Annotated in this window: 26 protein-coding genes; 22 read left to right on the top strand and 4 right to left on the bottom strand. The window is 61.6% G+C overall.

The window, feature by feature from the left end; translation table 11 throughout:
* Positions 1–48: 48 nt before the first annotated feature.
* Positions 49–867: a type III secretion system regulator SuhB gene (suhB, locus tag KI237_RS24885; protein ID WP_003185165.1), complete on the bottom strand. Its 819-nt coding sequence runs from the start codon at positions 865–867 to the stop codon at positions 49–51.
* Between the two features lie 144 nt (positions 868–1,011).
* Here suhB and trmJ point away from each other — a divergent pair, with 144 nt between their 5' ends.
* The 22 genes from trmJ to KI237_RS24775 all read left to right on the top strand — a co-directional run bounded on the left by trmJ (position 1,012) and on the right by KI237_RS24775 (position 20,387).
* Complete coding sequence (gene trmJ / locus KI237_RS24880; protein ID WP_212797467.1) at positions 1,012–1,782, top strand: tRNA (cytosine(32)/uridine(32)-2'-O)-methyltransferase TrmJ; 771 nt, start codon at positions 1,012–1,014, stop codon at positions 1,780–1,782.
* 1 nt (position 1,783) lies between these two features.
* Positions 1,784–2,560, top strand: a complete 777-nt coding sequence (gene cysE / locus KI237_RS24875) for a serine O-acetyltransferase (protein WP_003197992.1) — start codon at positions 1,784–1,786, stop codon at positions 2,558–2,560.
* A 268-nt stretch (positions 2,561–2,828) separates the two neighbouring features.
* Positions 2,829–3,320, top strand: a complete 492-nt coding sequence (iscR, locus tag KI237_RS24870; protein WP_003185160.1) for a Fe-S cluster assembly transcriptional regulator IscR — start codon at positions 2,829–2,831, stop codon at positions 3,318–3,320.
* A gap of 50 nt (positions 3,321–3,370) precedes the next feature.
* The gene (locus KI237_RS24865; RefSeq protein WP_212797466.1) at positions 3,371–4,585 is read left to right on the top strand and encodes an IscS subfamily cysteine desulfurase; all 1,215 of its coding nucleotides are present in this window, start codon (positions 3,371–3,373) and stop codon (positions 4,583–4,585) included.
* A 43-nt stretch (positions 4,586–4,628) separates the two neighbouring features.
* Positions 4,629–5,015 carry a Fe-S cluster assembly scaffold IscU gene (gene iscU, locus KI237_RS24860; RefSeq protein ID WP_003185157.1) on the top strand — a complete coding sequence of 129 codons (387 nt, stop codon included), beginning with the start codon at positions 4,629–4,631 and terminating at the stop codon, positions 5,013–5,015.
* A 24-nt stretch (positions 5,016–5,039) separates the two neighbouring features.
* Positions 5,040–5,363: an iron-sulfur cluster assembly protein IscA gene (gene iscA, locus KI237_RS24855; RefSeq protein WP_122568811.1), complete on the top strand. Its 324-nt coding sequence runs from the start codon at positions 5,040–5,042 to the stop codon at positions 5,361–5,363.
* Between the two features lie 8 nt (positions 5,364–5,371).
* A complete protein-coding gene (gene hscB, locus KI237_RS24850) occupies positions 5,372–5,893 on the top strand; it encodes a co-chaperone HscB (protein WP_212797465.1) in 522 nt (173 codons plus the stop codon).
* Between the two features lie 50 nt (positions 5,894–5,943).
* Complete coding sequence (gene hscA, locus KI237_RS24845) at positions 5,944–7,806, top strand: Fe-S protein assembly chaperone HscA (protein ID WP_212797464.1); 1,863 nt, start codon at positions 5,944–5,946, stop codon at positions 7,804–7,806.
* Between the two features lie 3 nt (positions 7,807–7,809).
* A complete protein-coding gene (fdx, locus tag KI237_RS24840) occupies positions 7,810–8,151 on the top strand; it encodes an ISC system 2Fe-2S type ferredoxin (protein WP_042727996.1) in 342 nt (113 codons plus the stop codon).
* A gap of 13 nt (positions 8,152–8,164) precedes the next feature.
* Positions 8,165–8,365 carry a Fe-S cluster assembly protein IscX gene (gene iscX / locus KI237_RS24835; protein WP_109753617.1) on the top strand — a complete coding sequence of 67 codons (201 nt, stop codon included), beginning with the start codon at positions 8,165–8,167 and terminating at the stop codon, positions 8,363–8,365.
* An 88-nt stretch (positions 8,366–8,453) separates the two neighbouring features.
* A complete protein-coding gene (gene ndk / locus KI237_RS24830) occupies positions 8,454–8,879 on the top strand; it encodes a nucleoside-diphosphate kinase (protein WP_003185145.1) in 426 nt (141 codons plus the stop codon).
* A 28-nt stretch (positions 8,880–8,907) separates the two neighbouring features.
* On the top strand, positions 8,908–10,056 hold the full coding sequence (rlmN, locus tag KI237_RS24825) for a dual-specificity RNA methyltransferase RlmN (protein WP_212797463.1): 1,149 nt from the start codon (positions 8,908–8,910) through the stop codon (positions 10,054–10,056).
* A gap of 12 nt (positions 10,057–10,068) precedes the next feature.
* Complete coding sequence (gene pilW, locus KI237_RS24820) at positions 10,069–10,827, top strand: type IV pilus biogenesis/stability protein PilW (RefSeq protein WP_212797462.1); 759 nt, start codon at positions 10,069–10,071, stop codon at positions 10,825–10,827.
* A complete protein-coding gene (locus KI237_RS24815; RefSeq protein WP_212797461.1) occupies positions 10,827–11,849 on the top strand; it encodes a RodZ domain-containing protein in 1,023 nt (340 codons plus the stop codon). Before pilW ends, KI237_RS24815 begins: the two co-directional genes overlap by 1 nt.
* Before the next feature lie 3 nt (positions 11,850–11,852).
* The gene (ispG, locus tag KI237_RS24810; RefSeq protein ID WP_003185136.1) at positions 11,853–12,962 is read left to right on the top strand and encodes a flavodoxin-dependent (E)-4-hydroxy-3-methylbut-2-enyl-diphosphate synthase; all 1,110 of its coding nucleotides are present in this window, start codon (positions 11,853–11,855) and stop codon (positions 12,960–12,962) included.
* Positions 12,963–12,984: 22 nt separating this feature from the next.
* Positions 12,985–14,274 carry a histidine--tRNA ligase gene (gene hisS / locus KI237_RS24805; protein WP_212797460.1) on the top strand — a complete coding sequence of 430 codons (1,290 nt, stop codon included), beginning with the start codon at positions 12,985–12,987 and terminating at the stop codon, positions 14,272–14,274.
* 40 nt (positions 14,275–14,314) lie between these two features.
* Positions 14,315–14,956, top strand: a complete 642-nt coding sequence (locus tag KI237_RS24800; RefSeq protein WP_212797459.1) for a YfgM family protein — start codon at positions 14,315–14,317, stop codon at positions 14,954–14,956.
* The gene (gene bamB / locus KI237_RS24795; protein ID WP_212797458.1) at positions 14,949–16,100 is read left to right on the top strand and encodes an outer membrane protein assembly factor BamB; all 1,152 of its coding nucleotides are present in this window, start codon (positions 14,949–14,951) and stop codon (positions 16,098–16,100) included. Before KI237_RS24800 ends, bamB begins: the two co-directional genes overlap by 8 nt.
* Positions 16,101–16,233: 133 nt before the next feature.
* A complete protein-coding gene (der, locus tag KI237_RS24790; protein ID WP_212797457.1) occupies positions 16,234–17,703 on the top strand; it encodes a ribosome biogenesis GTPase Der in 1,470 nt (489 codons plus the stop codon).
* Between the two features lie 271 nt (positions 17,704–17,974).
* Positions 17,975–19,123, top strand: coding sequence for a pyridoxal phosphate-dependent aminotransferase (locus KI237_RS24785; RefSeq protein ID WP_212797456.1), 1,149 nt, complete (start codon positions 17,975–17,977; stop codon positions 19,121–19,123).
* Positions 19,111–19,902 carry an amidohydrolase gene (locus tag KI237_RS24780; protein WP_212797455.1) on the top strand — a complete coding sequence of 264 codons (792 nt, stop codon included), beginning with the start codon at positions 19,111–19,113 and terminating at the stop codon, positions 19,900–19,902. Before KI237_RS24785 ends, KI237_RS24780 begins: the two co-directional genes overlap by 13 nt.
* A gap of 68 nt (positions 19,903–19,970) precedes the next feature.
* The gene (locus tag KI237_RS24775) at positions 19,971–20,387 is read left to right on the top strand and encodes a hypothetical protein (protein ID WP_212797454.1); all 417 of its coding nucleotides are present in this window, start codon (positions 19,971–19,973) and stop codon (positions 20,385–20,387) included.
* A 185-nt stretch (positions 20,388–20,572) separates the two neighbouring features.
* Here KI237_RS24775 and leuA read toward each other — a convergent pair whose 3' ends face one another.
* From leuA to xseA, 3 genes are all read right to left on the bottom strand, one after another.
* Entirely contained in the window at positions 20,573–22,252 is a 1,680-nt protein-coding gene (gene leuA, locus KI237_RS24770) for a 2-isopropylmalate synthase (protein WP_212797453.1), read from the bottom strand.
* Positions 22,253–22,715: 463 nt separating this feature from the next.
* A complete protein-coding gene (locus KI237_RS24765; protein WP_212797452.1) occupies positions 22,716–23,549 on the bottom strand; it encodes a peptidoglycan DD-metalloendopeptidase family protein in 834 nt (277 codons plus the stop codon).
* Positions 23,550–23,552: 3 nt separating this feature from the next.
* Positions 23,553–24,932: an exodeoxyribonuclease VII large subunit gene (gene xseA / locus KI237_RS24760; RefSeq protein WP_212797451.1), complete on the bottom strand. Its 1,380-nt coding sequence runs from the start codon at positions 24,930–24,932 to the stop codon at positions 23,553–23,555.
* Positions 24,933–25,104 lie beyond the last annotated feature (172 nt).

Raw genomic sequence — 25,104 nt, 5'->3', positions numbered from 1 at the left:
GGGCATAAAAAAAGCACCCCGAAGGGTGCTTTCTCTGCAGCCGGTTACTTAACGCTTCAACGAAGCTGGCAAGTGCGGCTGGATAGCTGTCAGTACAGCCTTGAAGCATTTGGTGTTGCCGGCAACGATGTGGCCTTTTTCAAGGAAGTCGTGACCGCCGGTGAAGTCGCTCACCAAGCCGCCGGCTTCCTGGATCAACAGGGCGCCTGCGGCCATGTCCCATTCGGACAGGCCCGATTCCCAGAACGCATCGAAACGGCCGGCGGCCACGTAAGCCAGGTCCAGGCTGGCAGCGCCGGCGCGGCGGATGCCGGCGGTCTGGCCGACCAGGGCGCGGAACATGCCCAGGTAGTTGTCCAGGTTGTCCATCTGGTCATCGCGGAACGGGAAGCCGGTACCCAGCAGGGCGCCGTCCAGGCTGGTGCGGCCGCTGACGCGCAGGCGACGACCGTTCAATTGGGCGCCACGGCCACGGCTGGCGGTGAATTCTTCCTGGCGAACCGGGTCCAGCACAACGGCGTGTTCCAGGCGACCACGGTATTTGCAGGCGATGCTGACAGCGAAGTGAGGAATGCCGCGCAGGAAGTTGGTGGTGCCGTCCAGTGGATCGATGATCCACAGGTACTCTTCGCCTTCGATGCCAGTACCGGCGTGCATGCCGGTCTCTTCACCGAGGATCGAGTGGTTTGGGTAAGCCTTGCGCAGGGCGTCGACGATTTTTTGCTCGGCGGCGCGATCAACCTCGGACACGTAGTCCTTGGCGTCTTTTTCATCGACCTTGATGGTATCCAGGCGCTCGATGGAGCGGAAGATCAGTTCACTGGCGCTGCGGGCGGCGCGCAGCGCGATATTCAGCATGGGCTGCATGGATGTGTCACCTAAGGTTGTTAAAGAAAGCCGCGCATTCTATCAGAAAGTTTTCCGAGGAGAAGGTTGGTGTTCGCTTTCATAGCTTAACGGTAGGTGCTTATGTAAGATTTGCTCCCTTTATTGTGTTCGAGAGCGCCTCCCTTGTTGCAGAACATTCGTGTCGTCCTGGTCAATACCAGCCATCCGGGTAACATCGGCGGAGCTGCGCGGGCCATGAAGAACATGGGCCTGTCGCGCTTGGTGCTGGTCGAGCCGCGCTTGTTTCCCCATCACGAAGCCGACGCCCGTGCCTCGGGTGCCGGTGACATCCTTGCCAATGCCCAGGTCGTCGCCACCCTCGAAGATGCCCTGGTGGGTTGCAACCTGGTGCTCGGCACCAGTGCTCGCGACCGGCGTATCCCCTGGCCGCTGCTCGACCCCCGCGAGTGCGGCACCAAAGTGGTCGAGGAAGCCGCGCAAGGCTTTGAGATCGCCCTGGTGTTCGGCCGTGAAGACTCCGGCCTGACCAACGACGAGCTGCAGCGATGTCACTTTCACGTGCATATCCCTTCCGACCCTGAGTTCAGTTCCTTGAACCTCGGGGCGGCGGTGCAGGTGTTGAGTTATGAAGTGCGCATGGCCTGGCTCGTCGCTGAAGGCAAGCCAAGCAAGGTCGAAAAAACCGAGGTGACGTCGCCGCGCAGTGAGACACTGGCGACCATGGATGAGCTGGAACGGTTCTATGAACACCTGGAACAGACCCTGGTGGACATCGAGTTCCTCGACCCGGAAAAGCCGCGACACTTGATGGCGCGCCTGCGTCGGTTGTACGGACGAAGCTCGGTCAGCCGGGCGGAGATGAATATATTGCGCGGCATCCTCACGGAAACCCAGAAGGCGGCCCGTGGCGAGCTGATTAAGCGGAAGAAATAAAATGTTCGAACGTTTGCGTGAAGATATCCAAAGTGTTTTCCATCGTGACCCGGCGGCGCGCAATGCCTTTGAAGTGTTGACCTGCTACCCGGGGATGCATGCGATCTGGATCCATCGCCTGTCCGGCGCCTTGTGGAACATGGGCTGGAAGTGGCTGGCGCGACTGGTCTCGAACTTCGGGCGCTGGTTGACCGGGATCGAGATTCACCCGGGCGCCAAGGTCGGTCGGCGCTTCTTCATCGACCACGGCATGGGCATCGTCATCGGCGAAACCGCCGAGATCGGCGACGACGTGACGCTGTACCAAGGCGTGACCCTCGGCGGCACCAGTTGGAACAAAGGCAAGCGTCACCCAACCCTGGAAGACGGCGTAGTCGTGGGGGCGGGTGCCAAGGTGCTTGGGCCGTTCACGGTAGGGGCGGGGGCGAAAGTCGGCTCCAATGCCGTGGTCACCAAGGCCGTGCCGCCTGGCGCGACCGTGGTGGGTATTCCGGGGCGGATCATCGTCAAGTCCGATGACGAGCAGGACGCCCGTCGCAAGGCCATGGCCGAGAAAATCGGTTTCGACGCCTATGGTGTCGGCGAAGACATGCCCGACCCGGTCGCCCGTGCGATCAACCAGTTGCTCGATCACCTGCAGGCCGTCGATGGGCGCTTGGAGGGGATGTGTGGGGCCCTGAAGGACCTGGGCAGTAATTACTGTGCCAAGGACCTGCCTGAACTGCGCGAGGAAGACTTCGCGTGTGTGAAGGATAAGGACGAAACCCAGGCCAGCTGAAGTCCGGCTGGCCCCATCGCGAGCAAGCTCGCTCCCACAGGGGATCTGTGTCGTACGCTCATTGTGCGTTCACCAGTGGCCCCTTGTGGGAGCGAGCTTGCTCGCGATGAACGATAACGCGGTATCGCTGGTCGCCGCCGGCCAGCCTTTGCTATGATGCGCGCGCTCTTTCGCGGGTAAACCCGAGTAAAGCACTAGGTCTTATACTTGACTTAAATACTCGGGAATTGCATACTCGCCCCCATTCCGAACTCCGTGGTAATTGTCCATGCGACTGACTACAAAAGGCCGATACGCCGTGACCGCAATGCTGGATCTGGCATTGCATGCGCAGCACGGGCCGGTGTCCCTGGCCGATATCTCCGAGCGCCAGGGCATTTCCCTGTCTTATCTTGAACAGCTGTTCGCCAAGCTGCGCCGTAGCAACCTGGTTTCCAGCGTTCGCGGCCCAGGCGGCGGCTACCAGTTGTCGCGCGACATGCAGGGCATCCAGGTTGCCCAGGTGATCGATGCGGTGAACGAATCGGTCGATGCGACCAAATGCCAGGGCCTTGGCGACTGCCATGGCGGCGATACTTGCCTGACCCACCACTTGTGGTGCGACCTCAGCCTGCAGATCCACGAATTTCTAAGCGGTATCAGCTTGGCTGACCTTGTAACTCGCCGTGAGGTGCAAGAAGTAGCCCAGCGTCAGGACCAGCGCCGTTGCAATAGCAAGGCGCCGCACCTGGACAAGATTGAAGCGTCCGCCGTCGAATGACCGCCGCAGAGCACGCGGAACGCCAGCCAGCCTGATTTAGGAGAGAGTCCATGAAATTGCCGATTTACCTTGATTACTCAGCGACCACCCCGGTTGATCCGCGTGTCGCGCAAAAAATGAGTGAGTGCCTGCTGGTCGACGGAAACTTCGGTAACCCGGCGTCCCGTTCCCACGTGTTCGGCTGGAAGGCCGAAGAGTCGGTGGAAAACGCCCGTCGCCAGGTCGCCGACCTGGTCAACGCCGACCCGCGTGAAATCGTCTGGACCTCCGGTGCCACCGAGTCCGACAACCTGGCAATCAAGGGTGTCGCGCACTTCTATCACACCAAGGGCAAGCACCTGATCACCTCCAAGATCGAGCACAAGGCTGTCCTGGACACCATGCGCCAACTGGAGCGTGAAGGCTTCGAAGTCACCTACATCGAGCCCGGTGAAGACGGCATCATCACCCCGGCCATGATCGAAGCCGCCCTGCGCGACGACACCATCCTGGTTTCGATCATGCACGTGAACAACGAAATCGGCACCGTCAACGACATCGCCGCCATCGGCGAGCTGACCCGTTCCAAGGGCATCCTGTTCCACGTCGACGCAGCCCAGTCCACCGGCAAGGTCGACATCGACCTGTCCAAGCTGAAAGTCGACCTGATGTCGTTCTCGGCCCACAAGACCTACGGCCCTAAAGGCATTGGCGCGCTGTACGTCAGCCGCAAGCCACGTGTTCGCATCGAAGCGACCATGCACGGCGGCGGTCACGAGCGTGGCATGCGTTCCGGCACCCTGGCGACCCACCAGATCGTCGGCATGGGCGAAGCCTTCCGTGTAGCCAAGGAAGACATGGCTGCCGAGAACGTGCGCATCAAGGCCCTGAGCGACCGCTTCTTCAAGCAGGTCGAGCACCTGGAAGAGCTCTACGTCAACGGCAGCATGATCGCCCGCGTACCGCACAACCTGAACCTGAGCTTCAACTATGTTGAAGGCGAGTCGCTGATCATGGCGCTCAAGGATCTGGCCGTGTCGTCCGGTTCGGCGTGCACCTCGGCGTCGCTGGAACCTTCGTACGTACTGCGCGCCCTGGGCCGCAACGACGAACTGGCTCACAGCTCGATCCGCTTCACCTTCGGCCGTTTCACCACCGAAGAAGAAATCGATTACGCCGCGCAGAAAGTCTGCGAGGCCGTTACCAAGCTGCGCGCTCTGTCGCCGCTGTGGGACATGTACAAAGACGGCGTCGACATTTCGAAAATCGAGTGGGCGGCGCACTGAAGAAGTCGCCACCAGAGCGACTCACTGATGAGGATTGAAGCAAATGGCATATAGCGAAAAGGTCATCGACCACTACGAGAACCCGCGCAACGTCGGCAAGATGGACGCGCAGGATCCTGATGTCGGCACCGGCATGGTCGGCGCCCCGGCGTGCGGCGACGTGATGCGCCTGCAGATCAAGGTCAACGAGCAAGGCATCATCGAAGATGCCAAGTTCAAGACCTATGGCTGCGGTTCCGCCATTGCGTCCAGCTCCCTGGCCACCGAGTGGATGAAGGGCAAGACCCTTGATGAAGCCGAAACCATCAAGAACACCCAGCTGGCCGAAGAACTGGCCCTGCCGCCAGTGAAGATCCACTGCTCGGTACTCGCCGAAGACGCCATCAAGGCCGCCGTTCGCGATTACAAGCAGAAGAAAGGCTTGATCTGATCCGCGCATTGGTAAGGAGTTTTCATGGCTATCCAGATGACAGAAGCGGCAGCTAAGCATATCCAGCGCTCCCTCGCGGGGCGCGGCAAGGGCGAGGGTATCCGCCTGGGTGTTCGCACCACGGGCTGCTCTGGTCTTGCCTATGTGCTGGAATTCGTCGACGAAGTGGGCGAAGACGATCAGGTATTCGAAAGTCATGGTCAGAAAGTGATCATCGACCCGAAAAGCCTGACGTACCTGGACGGCACCGAACTGGATTTCGTCAAGGAAGGGTTGAACGAAGGCTTCAAGTTCAACAACCCCAACGTGCGCGGTGAATGTGGCTGCGGCGAAAGCTTCAACATCTGAGGCGGCTTGTGGGAACTCCTTGTCATTTTGCGTTGTTCCAGATGCAGCCGGCGTTCCAGCTGGATCTCGAACAGTTGTCAGCGCGTTACCTTGAATTGGCCCGTGGCGTCCATCCCGATCGCTTTGCCGATGCTTCCGAGGCGGAGCAGCGGCGGGCGCTCGAGCAGTCGGCGAACCTCAACGAGGCCTACCAGACGCTCAAGCACCCGGCCAAGCGCGCGCGTTACCTGCTCGCCATCAGCGGCCATGAGTTGCCGCTGGAGGTCACGGTTCATGATCCCGAGTTTCTTTTGCAGCAGATGCAATGGCGCGAAGAGCTCGAAGACCTGCAGGACAGCGCCGACCTGGCCGGTGTCGCGGTATTCAAGCGTCGCTTGAAAGACGCCCAGCAAGAACTGAACGAAAGCTTCGCAGCCTGCTGGAACGATGCCGCGCAACGCGAACAGGCCGAACGCCTGATGCGGCGCATGCAGTTCCTCGACAAGCTCACCTACGAAGTGCGCCAGCTCGAAGAGCGCCTCGACGATTAACCCAGTGCCGCTCCGGTCGCACGCCTGATTACAGATAAGTCCTGATTACGATGGCCCTACTGCAGATCGCCGAACCCGGCCAAAGTCCACAACCGCACCAGCGTCGCCTGGCTGTCGGGATCGACTTGGGTACCACCAATTCCCTGGTCGCTGCCTTGCGCAGCGGTCTTTCCGAACCGCTGGCCGACGAGCAAGGACAGGTGATCCTGCCGTCCGCCGTGCGTTATCACGCCGATCGCGTCGAAGTGGGCGAGTCGGCCAAGCTGGCCGCCGCCACCGACCCTCTGAACACCATTGTCTCGGTCAAGCGCTTGATGGGTCGTGGTCTGTCCGACGTCAAGCAACTGGGCGACCAGCTGCCGTACCGCTTCGTCGGTGGCGAATCCCACATGCCGTTCATCGAGACCGTGCAGGGCCCGAAAAGCCCGGTAGAAGTTTCCGCCGACATCCTCAAGGTCCTGCGCCAGCGCGCCGAAGCGGCATTGGGTGGTGAATTGGTGGGTGCGGTCATTACCGTGCCGGCTTATTTCGACGACGCCCAGCGCCAAGCCACCAAGGATGCCGCCAAGCTCGCCGGCCTGAACGTGCTGCGCCTGCTCAACGAGCCGACCGCCGCTGCCGTGGCGTATGGTCTGGACCAGCATGCCGAAGGCCTGGTCGCTATCTACGACTTGGGCGGCGGTACGTTCGATATTTCGATCCTGCGCCTGACTGGCGGTGTCTTTGAAGTCCTGGCCACTGGCGGCGACAGCGCCCTGGGCGGCGACGACTTCGACCACGCCATCGCTGGCTGGATCATCGAGCAAGCGGGTCTCTCCGCCGACCTCGACCCGGGTGCACAGCGCCATCTGCTGCAAACCGCCTGTGCCGCCAAGGAAGCCTTGACCGACGCCGCAACGGTTGAAGTCGCTTATGGCGACTGGAAAGCCGCGCTGACCCGCGAAGCCTTCGACGCCCTGATCGAGCCCATGGTTGCCCGCAGCCTCAAGGCCTGCCGCCGCGCCGTGCGTGATTCCGGCGTGGAGCTGGAAGACGTCAAGGCCGTGGTCATGGTCGGTGGTTCGACCCGCGTGCCTCGGGTTCGCGAAGCCGTCGCCGAGGCCTTTGGTCGCCAGCCGCTGACCGAAATCGACCCGGACCAGGTGGTGGCCATCGGTGCCGCGATCCAGGCCGATACCCTGGCCGGCAACAAGCGCGATGGCGGCGAACTGCTGTTGCTCGATGTGATTCCGTTGTCCCTGGGCCTGGAAACCATGGGCGGCCTGATGGAGAAGGTGATTCCGCGCAACACCACCATCCCGGTTGCCCGCGCACAGGATTTCACCACCTATAAAGACGGCCAGTCGGCCATGATGATCCACGTGCTGCAAGGCGAGCGTGAACTGATCAGCGACTGCCGTTCCCTGGCCCGTTTCGAACTGCGCGGCATCCCGGCCATGGTCGCCGGTGCGGCGAAGATCCGTGTGACCTTCCAGGTCGATGCCGACGGCTTGCTCAACGTTTCCGCCCGCGAATTGGGTTCGGGCGTGGAGGCGAGCATCCAGGTCAAGCCGTCCTACGGCCTGACCGACGGCGAGATCGCCAAGATGCTCAAGGATTCCTTCCAGCATGCCAGCGACGACAAGGTGGCTCGCGTATTGCGCGAGCAACAGGTCGACGCCCAGCGCCTGATCGAAGCCGTGCAGGGTGCCCTTGAAGCCGACGGTGAGCGCTTGCTCGACGACGAAGAGCGCATGGTCATCGAACTGCAGATGCAAGAACTGTCCGAATTGATCAAAGGCACCGATGGCTATGCCATCGAGCAGCAGACCAAGCGTCTGTCGCACGTCACCGATGCCTTTGCTGCCCGCCGCCTGGACTCGACGGTGAAAGCCGCCCTGGCGGGGCGCAACCTGAATGAAATCGAGGAATAACTGATGCCGCAGATCATTTTCCTGCCACACGCCGAGCATTGCCCGGACGGTATGGTGGTCGAGGCCGAAACCGGCAAGTCCCTGCTTGAGGTGGCCCATGACAACCACATCGAGATCGAGAGCGCCTGTGGCGGTGTCTGTGCCTGCACCACGTGCCATTGCATCATTCGCGAAGGTTTCGACTCGCTGAATGAGGCCGATGAGCTGGAAGAAGACTACCTTGATAGGGCCTGGGGCCTGGAACCGACGTCGCGCCTGACCTGTCAGGCCAAGGTCGGCACCGAAGACCTGGTGGTCGAAATTCCGAAATATTCGCTGAACCATGCGGCCGAAGCGCCGCACTGATGGTGACACTGTCATGAGCTATGGTTGGAATGATGTACAACGCATCGCAGAAGAACTGGCCGAAGCCAAGCCGGACGTGAATCCGTTGACTGTGAATTTTGTCGATTTGCAGCGCTGGATCATGGAGCTTCCCGATTTCGACAATACCTCTGGCCGTTGTGGCGAGAAGGTCTTGGAAGCGGTCCAGACGCTCTGGATCGAAGAAATCGACTGATCGAGCTGGCAGGTTAGGCAATACCCCTGAACCCGCGTATAATTCGCGGGTTTAATTTTTCGCAAATTACCGTTTCTGGAGTTACACCATGGCTGTTCAACGTACTTTCTCCATCATCAAGCCTGACGCCGTTGCTAAAAACGTGATCGGCAAGATCGTTACCCGCTTCGAAGACGCTGGCCTGCGCGTTGTAGCTTCGAAAATGAAGCAACTGTCCAAGGCCGAAGCCGAAGGCTTCTACGCTGAGCACAGCGAGCGCGGTTTCTTCGGTGAGCTGGTTGCCTTCATGACTTCCGGTCCGGTTGTCGTTCAGGTTCTGGAAGGCGAAAACGCTATCGCTCGCAACCGTGAGCTGATGGGCGCTACCAACCCTAAAGAAGCCGCTGCCGGCACCATCCGTGCTGACTTCGCTGAGTCCATCGACGCCAACGCCGTTCACGGTTCGGACTCCGAAGCCGCTGCTGCTCGCGAAATCGCTTACTTTTTCGCTGCTACTGAAGTAACCGCTCGCTAAGCATTGGCTTGAGAGTGAAGGTGAATCCATGACTACATCGACTGTTAAAACCAATCTGCTGGGGCTGACCCAGCCGGAAATGGAGAAATTCTTCGACTCGATCGGGGAGAAGCGTTTCCGTGCCGGTCAGGTGATGAAATGGATTCACCACTTTGGCGTCGACGACTTCGACGCCATGACGAATGTCGGCAAGGCCCTGCGCGAAAAGCTCAAGACTGTTGCCGAGATTCGCGGCCCCGAAGTGGTCAGCCAGGACATTTCCAGCGACGGCACCCGTAAGTGGGTGGTGCGCGTGGCGTCCGGCAGTTGCGTCGAGACCGTCTACATTCCCCAGGGCAAACGCGGCACCTTGTGCGTTTCGTCCCAGGCAGGCTGTGCCCTGGATTGCAGTTTCTGCTCCACCGGCAAGCAAGGCTTCAACAGCAACCTCACCGCCGCCGAAGTGATCGGCCAGGTGTGGATTGCCAACAAATCCTTTGGCAGCGTCCCGGCGACCGTCGACCGTGCCATCACCAACGTGGTGATGATGGGCATGGGTGAGCCGCTGCTGAACTTCGACAACGTCGTTTCCGCCATGCACCTGATGATGGACGACCTGGGCTACGGCATCTCCAAGCGCCGCGTGACCCTGTCCACCTCCGGCGTGGTGCCGATGATCGATGAGCTGGCCAAGCACATCGACGTCTCCCTGGCGTTGTCGCTGCACGCACCCAATGACGCATTGCGTAACCAATTGGTGCCGATCAACAAGAAGTATCCGCTTAAGATGCTGCTTGAGTCGTGCCAGCGCTACATGTCGTCCCTGGGCGAAAAGCGCGTGCTGACCATCGAGTACACACTGCTCAAGGATGTGAACGACAAGGTCGAGCACGCTGTCGAGATGATTGAGCTGCTCAAGAACATCCCGTGCAAGATCAACCTGATCCCGTTCAACCCGTTCCCGCATTCCGGTTACGAGCGTCCGAGCAACAACGCGATTCGTCGCTTCCAGGATCAGCTTCACCACGCTGGCTTCAACGTCACCGTGCGCACCACCCGCGGCGAAGACATCGACGCCGCTTGTGGCCAATTGGTAGGACAGGTGCTGGATCGCACCCGTCGCAGCGAGCGCTACATTGCCGTGCGTGAGTTGAACGCCGCGGACGATGCGGTGCAAAACGCTGCGAACAGTCACTAAGAGAGGAACTCTATGTCCCTGCGCTTCGCGCTCGTTTTGCTGTTGGCCGGCCTTTGTTCCGGTTGTGTCCTGTCGGGTGACTACAACCCGATGAGGACCAGCAAAGGGCGCGACGAGGCGCGTGGGGCCTACGTGCAGCTGGGCATTGGCTACTTGCAGCAGGGCATGACCGAGCGGGCCAAGGTGCCGCTCAAGAAAGCCTTGGAACTGGACGACTCCGACCCTGATGCCAACGCGGCCCTGGCCCTGGTGTTCCAGGCCGAGATGGAGCCGGATCTGGCCGACGAGCATTTTCGCAAGGCGCTGTCTGCCCGCCCGCAAGACGCACGGATCCTGAACAACTACGGCAGCTTTCTTTTCGAGCAAAAACGTTACAAGGAAGCCTACGAGCGCTTCGAGCAGGCTGCCGCCGACACCCTTTACCCTGAGCGTTCGCGGGTTTTCGAAAACCTCGGCATGACGGCCGCGCAGCTTGGCCAGCGTGACCTGGCCCGCCAGCAGCTGGAAAAGGCGCTGCGGCTCAACCGCCAGCAACCGCGGGCGCTGCTGGAAATGGCTGAGTTGTCCTACGAAGACAGGCATTATGTGCCCGCGCGTGACTACTACGAACGTTTTAGCCTGCTGAGCGAGCAAAATGCACGTAGTCTATTGCTCGGCGTTCGGCTGGCACATGTGTTTGAAGATCGCGACAAGGCTGCAAGCTACGGCCTGCAACTCAAAAGACTCTATCCCGGTACGCCGGAATATCAGCAATACCTGTCGGAGCAATGATGAAAGCGGCGCATCCCGAAGTTGTAGCAGCGACTCGCGTAAATCCTGGTGAGACCCTGCGTCAAGCCCGCGAAAGCAATGGTTGGTCGCTGGCCGAAGTGGCCCTCAAGCTCAATCTTACCGTGGCGTCCTTGGGCAATCTGGAAGCGGGCGCGTTCGACAAGCTGCCAGGGCATACCTTTGCCCGGGGCTATATCCGTGCCTACGCCAAGTTGCTCGGCATGGACCAGACCGTGCTGGTCCAGCAATTCGATCAATACACCGGCTCCGATGCCCAGGGCAGCAGCGTGCACAGCCTGGGTCGCATCGAGGAGCCCGTTCGCGTTTCCCACACCATTTTGCGAATCGTCAGCCTGTTGCTGCTGATCGCGGTAATTGGTGGCGGTTTTGTCTGGTGGCAGGACCAGGCTTCCTTGCGCAACAAGGAGCCGGTCGCCATGAACCCTGAGCACGTTGAAGTCGAAGGCGCCGACGGCACCACCCAGATCCATCCGCTGGACGAGCCGGAAGACCAGGCTGTCGTCGAAGGCCAGGCCGAAGGCGAAACCGCCCTGGCGTTGCCGGGCCAGGACGCCGCCGATGCCCAAGCGGGTGCCGAGCCAGCTTCTCCGGCCCCTGCGCCCGCTGCACCAACAGCGCCGGCTGCACCGAGCCCCGGCACCGCACCGATTGCCACGGCGCCTGCCGCCCCAAGCACGCCAGCGCCGACCGCGACCCACGCCGCGCCAGCCGCTCCCGTTGTCCCGGCAGCGCCAGTGGCTGCGGTGGCGCCTGCGGCAGGTGAAGGCCAGGTGCAGATTCAGTTTGTCGCCGACTGCTGGACGCAGATCAGCGACGGCAACGGCAAGGTGCTGTTCAGTGGCCTCAAGCGCAAGGGCGACAGCACCGCCATCAACGGCAAGCCACCCTTTGCCGTACGCCTGGGTTATGCCCGTGGCGCGCAGGTCAGCTACAACGGCCAGCCGGTCGACATCGCTCCGTTCACCAGTGGCGAGACCGCTCGCCTGAAGTTGGGTCAATAAGTCATGCACGGCGAATCTCCAATCAAGCGTCGCGAATCCCGAAAAATCTGGGTCGGCAACGTGCCCGTGGGCGGCGATGCGCCTATCGCTGTGCAGAGCATGACCAACAGCGACACCAATGACGTGGCCGCCACGGTCGCGCAGATCAACCGCCTGGAAGCCGCCGGTGTCGACATCGTGCGCGTATCGGTGCCGGACATGGATGCCGCCGAGGCGTTCGGCAAGATCAAGCAACTGGTCAAGGTCCCGTTGGTGGCCGACATCCACTTCGACTACCGCATCGCCCTGCGCGTGGCCGAGCTGGGTGTCGATTGCCTGCGCATCAACCCGGGCAACATCGGTCGCGAAGACCGTGTACGTGCCGTGGTGGATGCCGCCCGCGACCGGGGTATCCCGATCCGCATCGGCGTGAACGCCGGTTCCCTGGAAAAAGACCTGCAAAAGAAATACGGCGAACCGACCCCGGCCGCGCTGGTGGAGTCTGCCCTGCGCCACGTCGAGCACCTGGAACGCCTGAATTTCCAGGACTTCAAGGTCAGCGTGAAGGCCTCCGACGTGTTCATGGCCGTCGAAGCCTACCGCCTGCTGGCCAAGGAAATCGTCCAGCCGCTGCACCTGGGCATCACCGAAGCCGGTGGGTTGCGTTCGGGCACGGTGAAATCCGCCGTCGGCCTCGGTATGCTGCTCGCCGAAGGGATTGGCGATACCATCCGCATCTCGTTGGCGGCCGACCCGGTCGAGGAAGTGAAGGTCGGCTACGACATTCTCAAGTCCCTGCACCTGCGTTCCCGTGGCATCAACTTCATCGCCTGCCCGAGCTGCTCGCGGCAGAATTTCGATGTGGTCAAGACCATGAACGAGCTGGAAGGGCGCCTCGAAGACCTGCTGGTGCCGCTGGATGTCGCGGTGATCGGTTGCGTGGTCAACGGGCCGGGCGAAGCCAAGGAGGCCCACATCGGCCTGACTGGCGGTACACCGAACCTGATTTACATCGACGGCAAGCCGTCGCAGAAACTGACGAATGACAATCTGGTGGATGAGCTGGAACGGCTGATTCGCCAGAAAGCGGCCGAAAAGGTCGAAGCCGACGCAGCGGTCATCGCGCGCGGTTAAGTCGAAAGATTAAGGAATACACGTGAGCAAGTCCCTGCAAGCCATTCGTGGCATGAACGACATCCTGCCCGAGCAGACGCCCCTGTGGCGTTATTTCGAGAGTACTGTGGCGCGCCTGCTGGATAACTACGGCTATCGGCAGATCCGCATGCCGATCGTCGAGTTCACCGAGCTGTTCAAACGCTCCATCGGTGAAGTGACCGACATCGTCGAAAAAGAGATGTACACCTTCGACGACCGCAACGGCGACTCCCTGACCCTGCGCCCCGAAGGCACGGCGGCCTGCGTGCGTGCGGTGCTCGAGCACGGCATCACCGGCGGCGGCCAGGTGCAGAAACTCTGGTACGTCGGCCCGATGTTCCGTCACGAGCGTCCGCAGAAAGGCCGTTATCGCCAGTTCCACCAGATTGGCCTGGAGGTGTTCAACCTCGAGGGTCCGGACATCGACGCCGAGCTGATCGTCATGACCTGGCGCCTGTGGGGCGAGCTGGGGCTTCGCGATGCGGTCAAGCTCGAGCTCAACAGCCTGGGCACCAGCGAGTCCCGTGGCCGCTACCGTGAAGCGTTGGTGGAGTTTCTTTCCGCCCACCTGGACAAGCTCGACGAAGACAGCCAGCGCCGTCTGAAGACCAACCCACTGCGTGTGCTCGACACCAAGAATGCCGAGACCCAGGCGGTTTTGGTCGATGCGCCGAAAATGGCGGACTACCTCGACGACGAATCCCGTGCGCACTTCGAAGGGCTGAAGGCGCGTCTCGACGCCGTGGGCATTCCTTACGTGATCAACCCCAAGTTGGTCCGTGGCCTGGACTACTACAGCAAGACCGTCTTCGAGTGGGTCACCGACAAGCTCGGCGCCCAAGGCACTGTATGTGCCGGTGGCCGCTACGACGGGCTGGTGGAGCAGATGGGCGGCAAGCCGACTCCGGGCGTTGGCTTTGCCATGGGTATCGAGCGCCTGGTGCTGATGCTTGAAGCCTTGGACAAGGTTCCCGAAGAACTGTCCCGTCAGGTCGACGTCTACCTGTGCGCCTTTGGCGAGGCCGCCGAGCTGGCAGCCCTGTCGTTGAGCGAGCGGATCCGCGACCAGTTGCCCAACCTGCGCCTGCAGATCAACGCCGGCGCCGGCAGCTTCAAGAGCCAATTCAAGAAGGCCGACAAGAGCGGTGCGCTGTACGCACTGATCCTCGGTGACGACGAAATGGCCCAACAAGTGGTAGGTTTCAAACCCCTGCGTGGCCAGGGCGAACAACAAAGTATTGCCTGGGATGCGCTTGCTGCACACCTGGCCACCTGCGTCGTGCAGGGTTGAAGCTGTCAAACAGCCGATTTAGCGATTAAGGAGTATTGGGGTGTCGAGTACCGAAGATGAACAGCTGGCGGATTTGAAGGACTGGTGGACGCGCAACGGCAAGCCGCTGGTCACTGGCGGCCTGTTGGCGCTGGTCATCGTGTTCGGCTGGCAGGCCTACCAGAAATACCAGAGCAACCAGTCGCAAGGCGCCTCGGTGCTCTACCAGCAATTGCTGGAAACCACCCTGACTCCGGACGGCAAGCCTGACGCTGCACGCGTGGCGGACCTGGCCGGCAAGCTGGACAAGGAATTCGGCGGCACCGCCTACGCCCAATACGGCCATCTGTTCGTGGCCAAGGTGGCGGTGGACAGCGGCAAGCTGGACGACGCGGCCACCGAGCTCAAAGGTATCGTCGACAAGCCGGCCAACCCGACCCTGGGCGAAGTGGCGCGTCAGCGCCTGGCGCAGGTGCTGGCGGCACAGAACAAGACCGAAGACGCATTGAAGCTGCTCGACGGTGATGCCGACAAGGCATTCCTGGCGACCCGCGAAGAACTCAAGGGCGACCTGCTGGTACAGCTGGGCCGTGCCGATGAGGCCCATGCGGCCTACCAAAAAGCCAAGGCTGCGCTGTCGGATGAGGCAGCAGTCGGTGGCCTGCAAATCAAGCTGGACGACCTGGCCAAAGGGGATGCGTGACGTGATCCGTTGGAAACATGCAGCATTGCTGGCCCTGGCCATTCTGGCCGCGGGTTGCAGCAGCAACAGCAAGAAAGAACTGCCTCCGGCCGAACTGACCGACTTCAAAGAAGAAGTCGTGCTGCAGAAGCAGTGGAGCCGTTCCATCGGCGATGGCCAGGGCGAAACCTACAACATGCTGGTGCCGGCCATTGACGGCGACACCATCTATGCAGGTGATGTCACGGGCGTGGTGATGGCAATGGACCGCACCAACGGTGACGTCAAATGGAAGAAAGATCTTGAGCTGCCTGTTTCCGGCGCCGTTGGCGTGGGTTATGGCCTGGTCATGATCGGCACGCTCAAGGGTGAGATCGTCGCCCTGGACGCGAGCAGCGGTGAAGAGAAGTGGCGCGCCCGCGTGACCAGTGAAGTGCTCGCACCGCCGGCCACCAACGGTGACGTGGTCGTTGTCCAGACTCAGGACGACCGCCTGATCGGCCTGGATGCCGCTACTGGCAACCAGCGCTGGTTGTACGACAGCACCCCGGCAGTACTGACCCTGCGCGGCACCAGCGCGCCGATCGTCACCAACCGCCTGGCGGTGGCTGGCTTGTCGACCGGTAAAGTGGTGGCCCTGGATATTTCCAACGGCGTGCCGGTCTGGGAACAGCGCGTAGCGATCCCGCAAGGTCGTTCGGAGCTGGAGCGTGTGGTCGACATCGACGGCGGCTTGCTGCTGTCCGGCGGTACGCTTTACGTCGCCAGCTACCAGGGTCGCGTCGCGGCGCTGGACCTGGAAAGCGGTCGTCCGCTGTGGCAACGCGATGCGTCCAGCTACGCCGGTGTCGCCCAAGGCTTTGGCAGCGTCTACGTGAGCCTGTCCTCGGGCACCGTCGAAGGCGTTGACGAGCGTTCCACCACCGCATTGTGGAGCAACGACTCCCTGGCCCGTCGTCAACTGTCGGCCCCGGAAGTGTTCTCCAGCTACGTTGCAGTGGGTGACCTGGAAGGTTACCTGCACCTGCTCAGCCAGGTGGACGGTCGGTTCGTCGGCCGTGAGCGCATCGACAGCGACGGCCTGCGTGCCCGTCCGCTGGTGGTGGGCAACATGATCTATGTGTATGGCAACAGCGGCAAACTGGAAGCCCTGACCATCAAGTAAGACTATGCTTGGGGCTAATCCCCCAAGCGGCCTTGTTCACAAGGTTTGCAGGGCTTGCACAGACTGCCCCGAGCACCAGCCGCTGCCTCGCAGCGGCTTTTGTATTTTCTGAAATAACGAAGTGGAGAGCCGCATGGTTCCCGTAATCGCCCTGGTGGGCCGACCGAACGTCGGCAAGTCCACCTTGTTCAACCGCCTGACCAGGACTCGCGACGCCATTGTCGGCGACTTGTCCGGTCTGACCCGTGATCGCCAATACGGTGAGGCCAAGTGGCAAGGGCGTACCTATATTCTGGTCGACACCGGCGGCATCTCCGGTGATGAACACGGCATGGACGAAAAAATGGCCGAGCAGTCGCTGCTCGCCATCGAAGAAGCCGATGTGGTGCTGTTCCTGGTAGACGCCAAGGCCGGTTTTACCGCCGCCGACCAGATGATCGCCGAGCATTTGCGCAAGCGTAACAAGCGTTCCTATGTGGTCGCCAACAAGGTCGACAACATCGACCCGGACATGGCCCGCGCCGAGTTCGCGCCCTTGGGCATGGGCCAGGCGATCCCGATCGCCGGTGCTCACGGTCGTGGCATCACCCAGATGCTGGAAATCGCCCTGGCGGACTTCCCCAAGGACGCTGAAGAGCCGGAAGATGGCGAAGAAGAGATCGTTGCCGAAGGTGAGGAAGCCAAGCGCATTCCGGGCCCGAGCGAAAAAGACGGGATCAAGATCGCCATCATCGGCCGCCCGAACGTGGGCAAGTCGACGCTGGTCAACCGCATGCTCGGCGAAGACCGGGTTATTGTCTACGACCAGCCCGGCACCACCCGCGACAGTATCTACATTCCCTTCGAGCGTAACGAAGAGAAGTACACGCTGATCGACACCGCTGGTGTGCGCAAGCGCGGCAAGATCCACGAAGAAGTTGAAAAATTCTCCGTGGTCAAGACCCTGCAGGCGATCAAAGACGCCAACGTGGTGATCTTCGTGATGGACGCCCGCGAAGGCGTGGTCGATCACGACCTGAACCTGCTGGGCTTCGCCCTGGAAGCGGGTCGTGCGTTGGTCATCGCGATCAACAAGTGGGACGGCATGACGCCAAGCGAACGGGATTTCGTGAAGATCGAATTGCAGCGTCGCCTGTTCTTCGTCGACTTTGCCGACATCCACTTCATCTCGGCTCTGCACGGCACGGGCGTGGGCAACCTCTACGCTTCGGTGCAGAACTCGTTCAAGTCGGCGGTGACCCGCTGGCCGACCAACCGCCTCACCCAGATCCTCGAAGATGCGGTAGGTGAGCACGCGCCACCGATGGTCAACAACCGTCGGATCAAGCTGCGCTACGCCCACTTGGGCGGTGCCAACCCGCCGATTATCGTGATCCACGGTAACCAGATCGAGAAGGTGCCCAAGTCGTACGTTCGTTACCTGGAGAACACCTACCGTCGCGTCCTGAAGCTGGTCGGCACGCCGATCCGCATCGAGTTCAAGGGCGGCGAGAACCCGTACGAAGGCAACAAGAACACGCTCACCGACCGCCAGGTCAACAAGAAGCGCCGCTTGATGTCGCACCACAAGAAGGCCGACAAGAAGCGTCGCGACAAGCGCTGATCTAGTTTGGATCTGGGATTTGGAGATCTGTAGCTGTGGAGATCTGTAGCTGTGTAGCTGTGGGAGCAAGGCTTGCCCGCGATGAACGATAACGCGGTTCAGTTGTTACACTGCGGTGCGGCCATCGCGGGCAAGCCTTGCTCCCACAGGGCATGAGTCTTCAGCATGAGAAGGGTGCCCTGTGTGGCACCCTTTTTCATGCCCGGCGATTGGGCTATTCTCGAGCTCTCCCGCGCCGCACCAGAGCCGGGTGCAGAGCAGGGAATCCTTGATGATCACCAGCAAGTTGCCGAATGTCGGCATCACTATTTTTACCCAGATGTCCCAGCTCGCGGTGCAGACCGGCGCGCTCAATCTGTCCCAGGGGTTTCCCGATTTCGATGGTCCGCAGGCCCTGCGCGATGCAGTTGGCCGGCATATCGCCCAAGGCCATAACCAATACTCGCCCATGACCGGTCTGCCGGCGCTGCGCCAGCAAATCGCGATGAAGATCGCCCGCAGCTACGGCGCCAACGTCGATGCCGATCAGGAAGTGACCGTGACCCCTGGCGCGACCCAGGCGATTTTCTGTGCCATTGCGGCGGTGGTCCACAGCGGTGACGAAGTCATCGTCTTCGACCCGAGCTACGACAGCTACGAACCTGCCGTGCAATTGGCCGGGGGGCGTTGCGTGCATGTGCCATTGGGCCTGGATGACTTCGCCATCGACTTCGAGAAGCTCGGCCAAGCCCTGGGCCCGCGTACGCGCATGATCATCCTCAACTCGCCGCACAACCCCAGCGGCGCCCTGATCAGCCGTGCCGAACTGGATCAGTTGGCGACGCTGATTCGCGACCGTGACATCTACCTGGTCAGCGACGAGGTCTACGAACACCTGGTGTTCGACGGCGTCGCCCACGCCAGTGTCCTGGCCCATGAAGAGCTGTATCGCCGCGCCTTCGTGGTCAGTTCGTTCGGCAAGACCTATCACGTCACCGGTTGGAAAACCGGTTATGTGGTGGCGCCAGCGGCCCTGACGGCGGAGCTGCGCAAGGTGCACCAGTACGTCAGCTTCTGCGGCGTGACGCCGTTGCAGTACGCCCTGGCTGACTATATGGCCGAGCATCCGGAACACGTCGATGAGCTGCCGGGCTTCTACCAGGCTAAGCGCGACCTGTTCTGCGACCTGCTGGCCCCGTCGTGCTTCAGTTTCAAGCGCGTGGCCGGCACCTATTTCCAACTGGTGGATTACTCGCAGATTCGCCCGGACCTGAATGACGTCGACATGGCGGTGTGGATGACCCGCGAGCATGGCGTGGCGACGATTCCGATCTCGGTGTTCTACCAGCACCCACCACAAGGCCAGCGCCTGGTGCGCCTGTGCTTTGCCAAACGCGAGGAGACGCTGCGTGAAGCGGCGGAAAAACTATGCGTGATCTGAGCACGTTACCGAACCTCGACATTGCCCTGGTCCAGACCACGCTGGCCTGGCACGACCGTCGGGCCAACTTGGAACATTTCGAACCGCTGCTCGAACAGGCGCGCGGGGCTGACCTGATCATCCTCCCAGAAATGTTCACCACCGGTTTCTCCATGGAATCCGAGACCCTGGCGGAGCCGGAGAACGGCCCGACGCGCCAATGGCTCAGGGCCCAGGCTGCGAAGCTGGACGCGGTGATTACCGGCAGTGTGATCATCCAGGCCGCTGACGGCAGCCATCGCAATCGCCTGCTCTGGGCGCGGCCGGATGGAGAAGTGCTGCATTACGACAAGCGCCATCTGTTTCGCATGGCGGGGGAGCACAACCACTACACCCCGGGTGAGCGACAGGTGCTGTTCGAGCTCAAGGGCTGGCGGATTCGTCCGCTGATTTGCTACGACCTGCGCTTCCCGGTCTGGAGCCGCGACGCCGAGGACACCGACCTGCTGCTGTACACCGCCAACTGGCCCGGGGCGCGGCGACAGCATTGGAACCGGCTGTTGCCGGCCCGGGCGATCGAGAACCTGTGCTACGTGGCGGCGGTGAACCGCATCGGCACCGACGGCAAGGGCTTTGCCTACACCGGTGACAGCCAGGTGCTGGATTTCCAGGGCGAAAACTTGCTCAGCGCCGGCGAAGCCGATGGTGTGTTCAAGGTGTGCTTGAACGCAGGGGACTTGGCGGCGTATCGCACGCGGTTTCCGGCGAATCTGGATGCCGATGACTTCGAATTCATCTAATTGTAACGATTCAGCCCTTCAGGAACGGCGCTACCTGCCGATAGACGGTCATCCAAGGAGGCGTTCCCATGACCACTATCAGTGCAACTACCATAAACCCTTATCCGCTCTCGGCCCCAACCACTCGGATCAAGGGCGCTGACGAAGACACAACTGCGACCACGACTGCATCGACGGACGCTGGCGACGAAAAGGGCAAGTCACTGAAAGTCGATACCAGCGGCGCCAACGTGGCGGGTGCCCCTTCCAGCGGCGGCATCGATATCGTCGAACAGCTGAAGAAGCAAATCGAGCAGACCGAGAAGCTCCTGGCCCAGCAGCAAGCTGAACTGGCCCGGGTGCAAAAGAGCCAGGCCAGCGCCGAGCAGAAGGCTCAGCAGACGATGGCCATCCAGACCCAGATCATGGGCACCCAGGCCGCCTTGCAGACCCTGCGGGCCTCGTTGCTGCAGGCGATGACCACCTCCATCGATACCCATGCCTGAGATTTGTATTGCCTGATAGACCGCCATCGCGAGCAAGCTCGCTCCCACAGGGGGGCGGCGTGATGCAGAACCTTGTGGGAGCGAGCTTGCTCGCGATGAGGCCAGAGCAGTCAGCACAAAATCCTGAGCCAAACAAAAAGGCCCCGAGGTTCACACCCCGGGGCCTTTTTCATTTCATCAGTCGATCAGGCCGCCTTGGCTTCCGGCTGGCTCAGGGAGCGGTTCAGTGCGCTGAACACCGCCTTGAAGCTCGCCGTGGTGATGTTTTCATCGATACCCACGCCATGCACCGCACGCTCGCCATTCACTCGCAATTCGATGTACGCCGCCGCCTTGGCATGAGTGCCGGCGCCGATGGCGTGTTCGTTGTAGTCCATGATCTCTACTGGAATTGGCAGGCCGGCCACCAGCGCTTCCAGCGCACCGTTGCCCTTGCCGCGCCAGTGCAGGTTGGTCTCGCCCTGGCCCTTGCTCGCCACTTCCACTTCCACGGCGCTGTTGCCGTTTTCTTCCTGCAGGCGATGGCTGACCAGCGCGTACGGGGTGTTGGCTTGCAGGTATTCACGCTGCAGCAAGGCGTGGATCTGCTGGGCCGTCATTTCCAGGCCCAGGCGATCGGTTTCGCGCTGTACCACCTGGCTGAACTCGATCTGCATGCGACGTGGCAGGCTGATGCCGTATTCCTGTTCCAGCAGGTAGGCGATACCGCCTTTGCCCGACTGGCTGTTGACGCGAATCACCGCCTCGTAGCTGCGGCCAATGTCGGCTGGGTCGATCGGCAGGTACGGCACTTCCCACAGACCGTCCGATTTCTGCTGGGCAAAACCTTTGCGGATGGCATCCTGGTGCGAGCCGGAGAACGCGGTGTGAACCAGGTCGCCCACGTACGGATGGCGCGGGTGCACGGGGATCTGGTTGCATTCCTCGACCACTTTGCGCACGCCGTCGATGTCGGAGAAATCCAGCTCAGGGTTGATGCCCTGGGTGTAGAGGTTCAGCGCCACGGTGACCAGGTCGACGTTACCGGTGCGTTCGCCGTTGCCGAACAGGCAGCCTTCGACACGATCGGCGCCGGCCATCAGGCCCAGCTCGGTCGCGGCCACGCCGGTGCCACGGTCGTTGTGGGTGTGCAGGCTGATGAGCACGCTGTCACGGCGAGTGATGTTGCGGTGGAACCACTCGATCTGGTCGGCGTAGATGTTCGGCGTGGCGACTTCCACGGTGGCCGGCAGGTTGAGGATCACCTTGCGCTCGGGCGTCGGGTTCCAGACTTCGATCACCGCGTCGCAGACTTCCTTGGCGAACTCCAGCTCAGTGGCGCTGAAGGTTTCTGGCGAATACTCGAACTGCCACTGGGTTTGCGGCTGCTGCGCGGCGTATTTGACGAACAGCTTGGCCGCGTTTACCGCAATTTCCTTCACGCCTTCCTTGTCCTGGTTGAACACGATGCGGCGGAACGACGGGCAGGTGGCGTTGTACAGGTGGACAATGGCTTTTTTCGCGCCGCGCAGGGATTCGAACGTACGAGCGATCAGGTCTTCACGGGCCTGGGTCAGCACCTGGATGGTGGTGTCGTCCGGGATGTGGCCTTCTTCGATGAGGGTACGCACGAAGTCGAAGTCGGTTTGCGAAGCGGCTGGGAACGATGCTTCGATTTCCTTCACGCCCACCGCGACGAGGGTTTTCCAGAAGCGCAGTTTCTTGACCGCGTCCATCGGCTCGATCAGCGACTGGTTGCCGTCGCGCAGGTCGGAGCTGCACCAGATCGGCGCGGCGGTGATGGTCTTCGACGGCCAGGTGCGATCCGGCAGGTTGATGGTCGGGAAGGCGCGGTATTTGGAAGACGGGTCTTTGAGCATGCTCATGGGGAAATCCTTATTGTCGTGGCCGGAAAAAGGCGGCCTGCCGGTGGTTCGATGGGGGTGGCTTCGCAGCCGAGACGAGGTGCCGCGATTCAGCCCGGCAGTCGTGCGCTGACGAGGCACAGGCTGCGGTGCTGGCGAAGCTGAATGAGGGTGTGAGAGGTTTTCATGCCCTCAACCCTAACCGTGTGGATCGGGGGTTGCAAGCAGTCAGAAAAAATTGGGATAAGTTCTGATTTTGGGCGGGTTTGCGAGATTTAATCGCGTATATCTAAAGTAAGGGTCTTGGGAATTGCGGCGATGTTTTGAGCTTGGCAATTCAGGAGTGAGGGGTGATGCGGCTGCCGTCATCGCGAGCAAGCTCGCTCCCACAGGGATCTCTATAGATTGTAAATGTTGAGTTCACAGCAGATCCAATGTGGGAGCGAGCTTGCTCGCGATGGGGCCAGTAGCCTCACCGCAAGACTCAGGGTTGGAAAGCACCGATAAAGATCGCCGGGTCTACCCGTGCATCGTTCAAGCTGATGTTCCAGTGCATGTGCGGCCCAGTCGCGCGGCCGGTGGCGCCGACCTTGCCCACCACGGTGCCCCGGGCCAATTGCTGGCCGACCTTCACGTCGATCTTCGACATGTGGCAGAACATGCTGATGAACCCCTGGCCATGGTCGACGAACACGGTGTTGCCATTGAAGAAGTAGTTACCGGTGAGGATCACCTTGCCGGCGGCCGGGGTCTTGATCGGCGTACCGGCGGGCACGGCGAAGTCCAGGCCGGCGTGGGGGTTGCGTTCTTCGCCGTTGAAGAAGCGGCGCACGCCGAACTTGCTCGACAGCGGGCCGTTGACCGGTTTGTCCAGCAACAGGTTGCTGGGGATGTTCGGGCTGAAGCTGCGGTAGGCCTTCAGTTGCACCGCCAGTTCGGCATCGATGCGCTTGAGGTCCGCGGGCTCTGGGTTGACCTGACGTTTGTTCTTCAGGGTGATGTGTTGCTCGGGGTACTTCTTGTAGCCGACCACGAACGGTTGGGTTGTCCCGCCTGAGCTGATTTGTTGGGTGCCGGGCTGGACCGTCAGCGGGATGCCGACAATCGCCAGCCAGTTGTCCTGTTCCTTGACCACCAGCACCGGCTTGCCCTGGTAACTGGCTTTCGGTGCCTTGGCGGCGCTGCCCAGGTCCACCACGGCCACGCCGCCGGGCACCGGTTTGTTCAGCAGGCGGCTGATGTAACTGTCAGCGTGGGCGTTGACGGTCAGGCAGAGCAACAGCAAAGGGGCCAGGGTGAAGGCGGAAAATCGCAGCATGAATCAATCCAGTAAAGAAAGGGTGACCGGCGTCAGGTGATTGTCTTCGACCCGTACCAGCAATTCGCCTTCGCCGAGCTTGGCGGTCAGGCGCTGGCCGGTCTGGGTTTGCCCGGCAATGCGGATCGCCTGGCCGCGCTCGTCGAGCAAAATGCTGTAGCCCCGGCCGAGGGTCGCCAGGGGGCTGACGATGTGCAGCGTCTGCATCTGGTTGTGCAGCTGCACGCGGCGGGTTTTCAGGCCTTCGCGCATGGCCCGGGGCAGGCGTTCGGCCAGGCTGTCCAGGCGCTGGCGCAGCAAGGCCAGCTGCCGGCCCGGGTGTTGCCCGGCGAGGCGGGTCTCCAGGCGGATCAAACGTTCACGACGGGTATTGAGGCTGCGTTCGAACGCCCGGCGCAGGCGCATGTCCAGGTCGTCGAGGCGCTGGGCTTGCTGGCGCAGGCGTTCGCCGGGGTGGCGCAGACGTCGGGTGAGGCCTTCGAGGCGCAGTTGATCGCGCATCAGCCGGTCACGCATGCGCATCACCAGCCGGCGATGCAGGCTTTCGACCCGGCGCACCAGGTCGCCGGCATCCGGGGCGAGCAGTTCGGCGGCGGCGGACGGGGTCGGGGCGCGCACGTCGGCGACGAAATCGCTGATGGACACGTCGGTTTCATGGCCCACGGCGCTGACGATCGGCGTGACGCAGGCATCCACCGCCCGGGCCACGGCTTCTTCGTTGAAGCACCACAAGTCTTCCAGCGAACCGCCGCCTCGGGCCAGGATCAGCGCATCGAAACCACGGGCGTCGGCCAGCTTCAGGGCACGGACGATTTGTGCGGTCGCTTCGCGTCCCTGCACGGCGGTGGGGATCAGCGTCAGGGCGATCTGCGGCGCGCGGCGGCGGAACACGCTGATGATGTCGCGGATCACCGCGCCCGTGGGCGAACTGATAATGCCAATGCGTTGCGGATGGGCCGGCAACGGCACCTTGCGCTCGGCACTGAACAGGCCTTCGGCGCTGAGTTTCTCCTTCAAGGCATCGAAGGCCAGGCGCAGCGCACCATCGCCGGCCGGCTCGACGGTGTCGAGGATCAGTTGATAGTCGCCACGGCCTTCGAACAGCGAGACCTTGCCACGCACTTTCACCGCCAGCCCGTCCTTCAAGGCCTGGCGCACCCGCGCGGCATTCTGCCGGAACAGCGCGCAACGCACCTGGGCGCCACTGTCCTTGAGGGTGAAGTACACATGGCCGGAGGCCGGGCGGGCGAGGTTGGAGATTTCGCCCTCGACCCAGATGTTGCTGAACACGTCTTCAAGCAACACCCGCGCACGGCCGTTGAGCTGGCTGACAGTCAGGACTTCGCGGTCCAGGCCCAGTCGGGCAAAGGGATCTTTAATCATGGGCGGCATGATAAGGGGATTTGCCGGTGAATCTCCATGTGTGCAAGCAATTAGACTGAGTTGCCTGTATCGCGAGCAAGCTCGCTCCCACACTGGATCCATGCTGCACTGAAGATCCAAAGTGGGAGCGAGCTTGCTCGCGATAGCGGTGTATCAGCCGCCACAACTACTG

It is taken from the genome of Pseudomonas sp. St316 (assembly GCF_018325905.1).
Lineage (GTDB): Bacteria > Pseudomonadota > Gammaproteobacteria > Pseudomonadales > Pseudomonadaceae > Aquipseudomonas.
The sequence above is the reverse complement of the archived record's forward strand: the minus strand, read 5'-3'. Positions and strand labels throughout refer to the sequence as shown.

Excerpts from the sequence above, each read along its gene's own strand:
- suhB (WP_003185165.1), bottom strand. The coding sequence starts at position 867 with ATGCAGCCCATGCTGAATATCGCGCTGCGCGCCGCCCGCAGCGCCAGT.
- cysE (WP_003197992.1), top strand. The coding sequence starts at position 1,784 with ATGTTCGAACGTTTGCGTGAAGATATCCAAAGTGTTTTCCATCGTGAC.
- iscR (WP_003185160.1), top strand. The coding sequence starts at position 2,829 with ATGCGACTGACTACAAAAGGCCGATACGCCGTGACCGCAATGCTGGAT.
- KI237_RS24865 (WP_212797466.1), top strand. The coding sequence starts at position 3,371 with ATGAAATTGCCGATTTACCTTGATTACTCAGCGACCACCCCGGTTGAT.
- iscU (WP_003185157.1), top strand. The coding sequence starts at position 4,629 with ATGGCATATAGCGAAAAGGTCATCGACCACTACGAGAACCCGCGCAAC.
- iscA (WP_122568811.1), top strand. The coding sequence starts at position 5,040 with ATGGCTATCCAGATGACAGAAGCGGCAGCTAAGCATATCCAGCGCTCC.
- hscA (WP_212797464.1), top strand. The coding sequence starts at position 5,944 with ATGGCCCTACTGCAGATCGCCGAACCCGGCCAAAGTCCACAACCGCAC.
- fdx (WP_042727996.1), top strand. The coding sequence starts at position 7,810 with ATGCCGCAGATCATTTTCCTGCCACACGCCGAGCATTGCCCGGACGGT.
- iscX (WP_109753617.1), top strand. The coding sequence starts at position 8,165 with ATGAGCTATGGTTGGAATGATGTACAACGCATCGCAGAAGAACTGGCC.
- ndk (WP_003185145.1), top strand. The coding sequence starts at position 8,454 with ATGGCTGTTCAACGTACTTTCTCCATCATCAAGCCTGACGCCGTTGCT.
- rlmN (WP_212797463.1), top strand. The coding sequence starts at position 8,908 with ATGACTACATCGACTGTTAAAACCAATCTGCTGGGGCTGACCCAGCCG.
- pilW (WP_212797462.1), top strand. The coding sequence starts at position 10,069 with ATGTCCCTGCGCTTCGCGCTCGTTTTGCTGTTGGCCGGCCTTTGTTCC.
- KI237_RS24815 (WP_212797461.1), top strand. The coding sequence starts at position 10,827 with ATGAAAGCGGCGCATCCCGAAGTTGTAGCAGCGACTCGCGTAAATCCT.
- ispG (WP_003185136.1), top strand. The coding sequence starts at position 11,853 with ATGCACGGCGAATCTCCAATCAAGCGTCGCGAATCCCGAAAAATCTGG.
- bamB (WP_212797458.1), top strand. The coding sequence starts at position 14,949 with ATGCGTGACGTGATCCGTTGGAAACATGCAGCATTGCTGGCCCTGGCC.
- der (WP_212797457.1), top strand. The coding sequence starts at position 16,234 with ATGGTTCCCGTAATCGCCCTGGTGGGCCGACCGAACGTCGGCAAGTCC.
- KI237_RS24785 (WP_212797456.1), top strand. The coding sequence starts at position 17,975 with ATGATCACCAGCAAGTTGCCGAATGTCGGCATCACTATTTTTACCCAG.
- KI237_RS24780 (WP_212797455.1), top strand. The coding sequence starts at position 19,111 with ATGCGTGATCTGAGCACGTTACCGAACCTCGACATTGCCCTGGTCCAG.
- KI237_RS24775 (WP_212797454.1), top strand. The coding sequence starts at position 19,971 with ATGACCACTATCAGTGCAACTACCATAAACCCTTATCCGCTCTCGGCC.
- leuA (WP_212797453.1), bottom strand. The coding sequence starts at position 22,252 with ATGAGCATGCTCAAAGACCCGTCTTCCAAATACCGCGCCTTCCCGACC.
- KI237_RS24765 (WP_212797452.1), bottom strand. The coding sequence starts at position 23,549 with ATGCTGCGATTTTCCGCCTTCACCCTGGCCCCTTTGCTGTTGCTCTGC.
- xseA (WP_212797451.1), bottom strand. The coding sequence starts at position 24,932 with ATGATTAAAGATCCCTTTGCCCGACTGGGCCTGGACCGCGAAGTCCTG.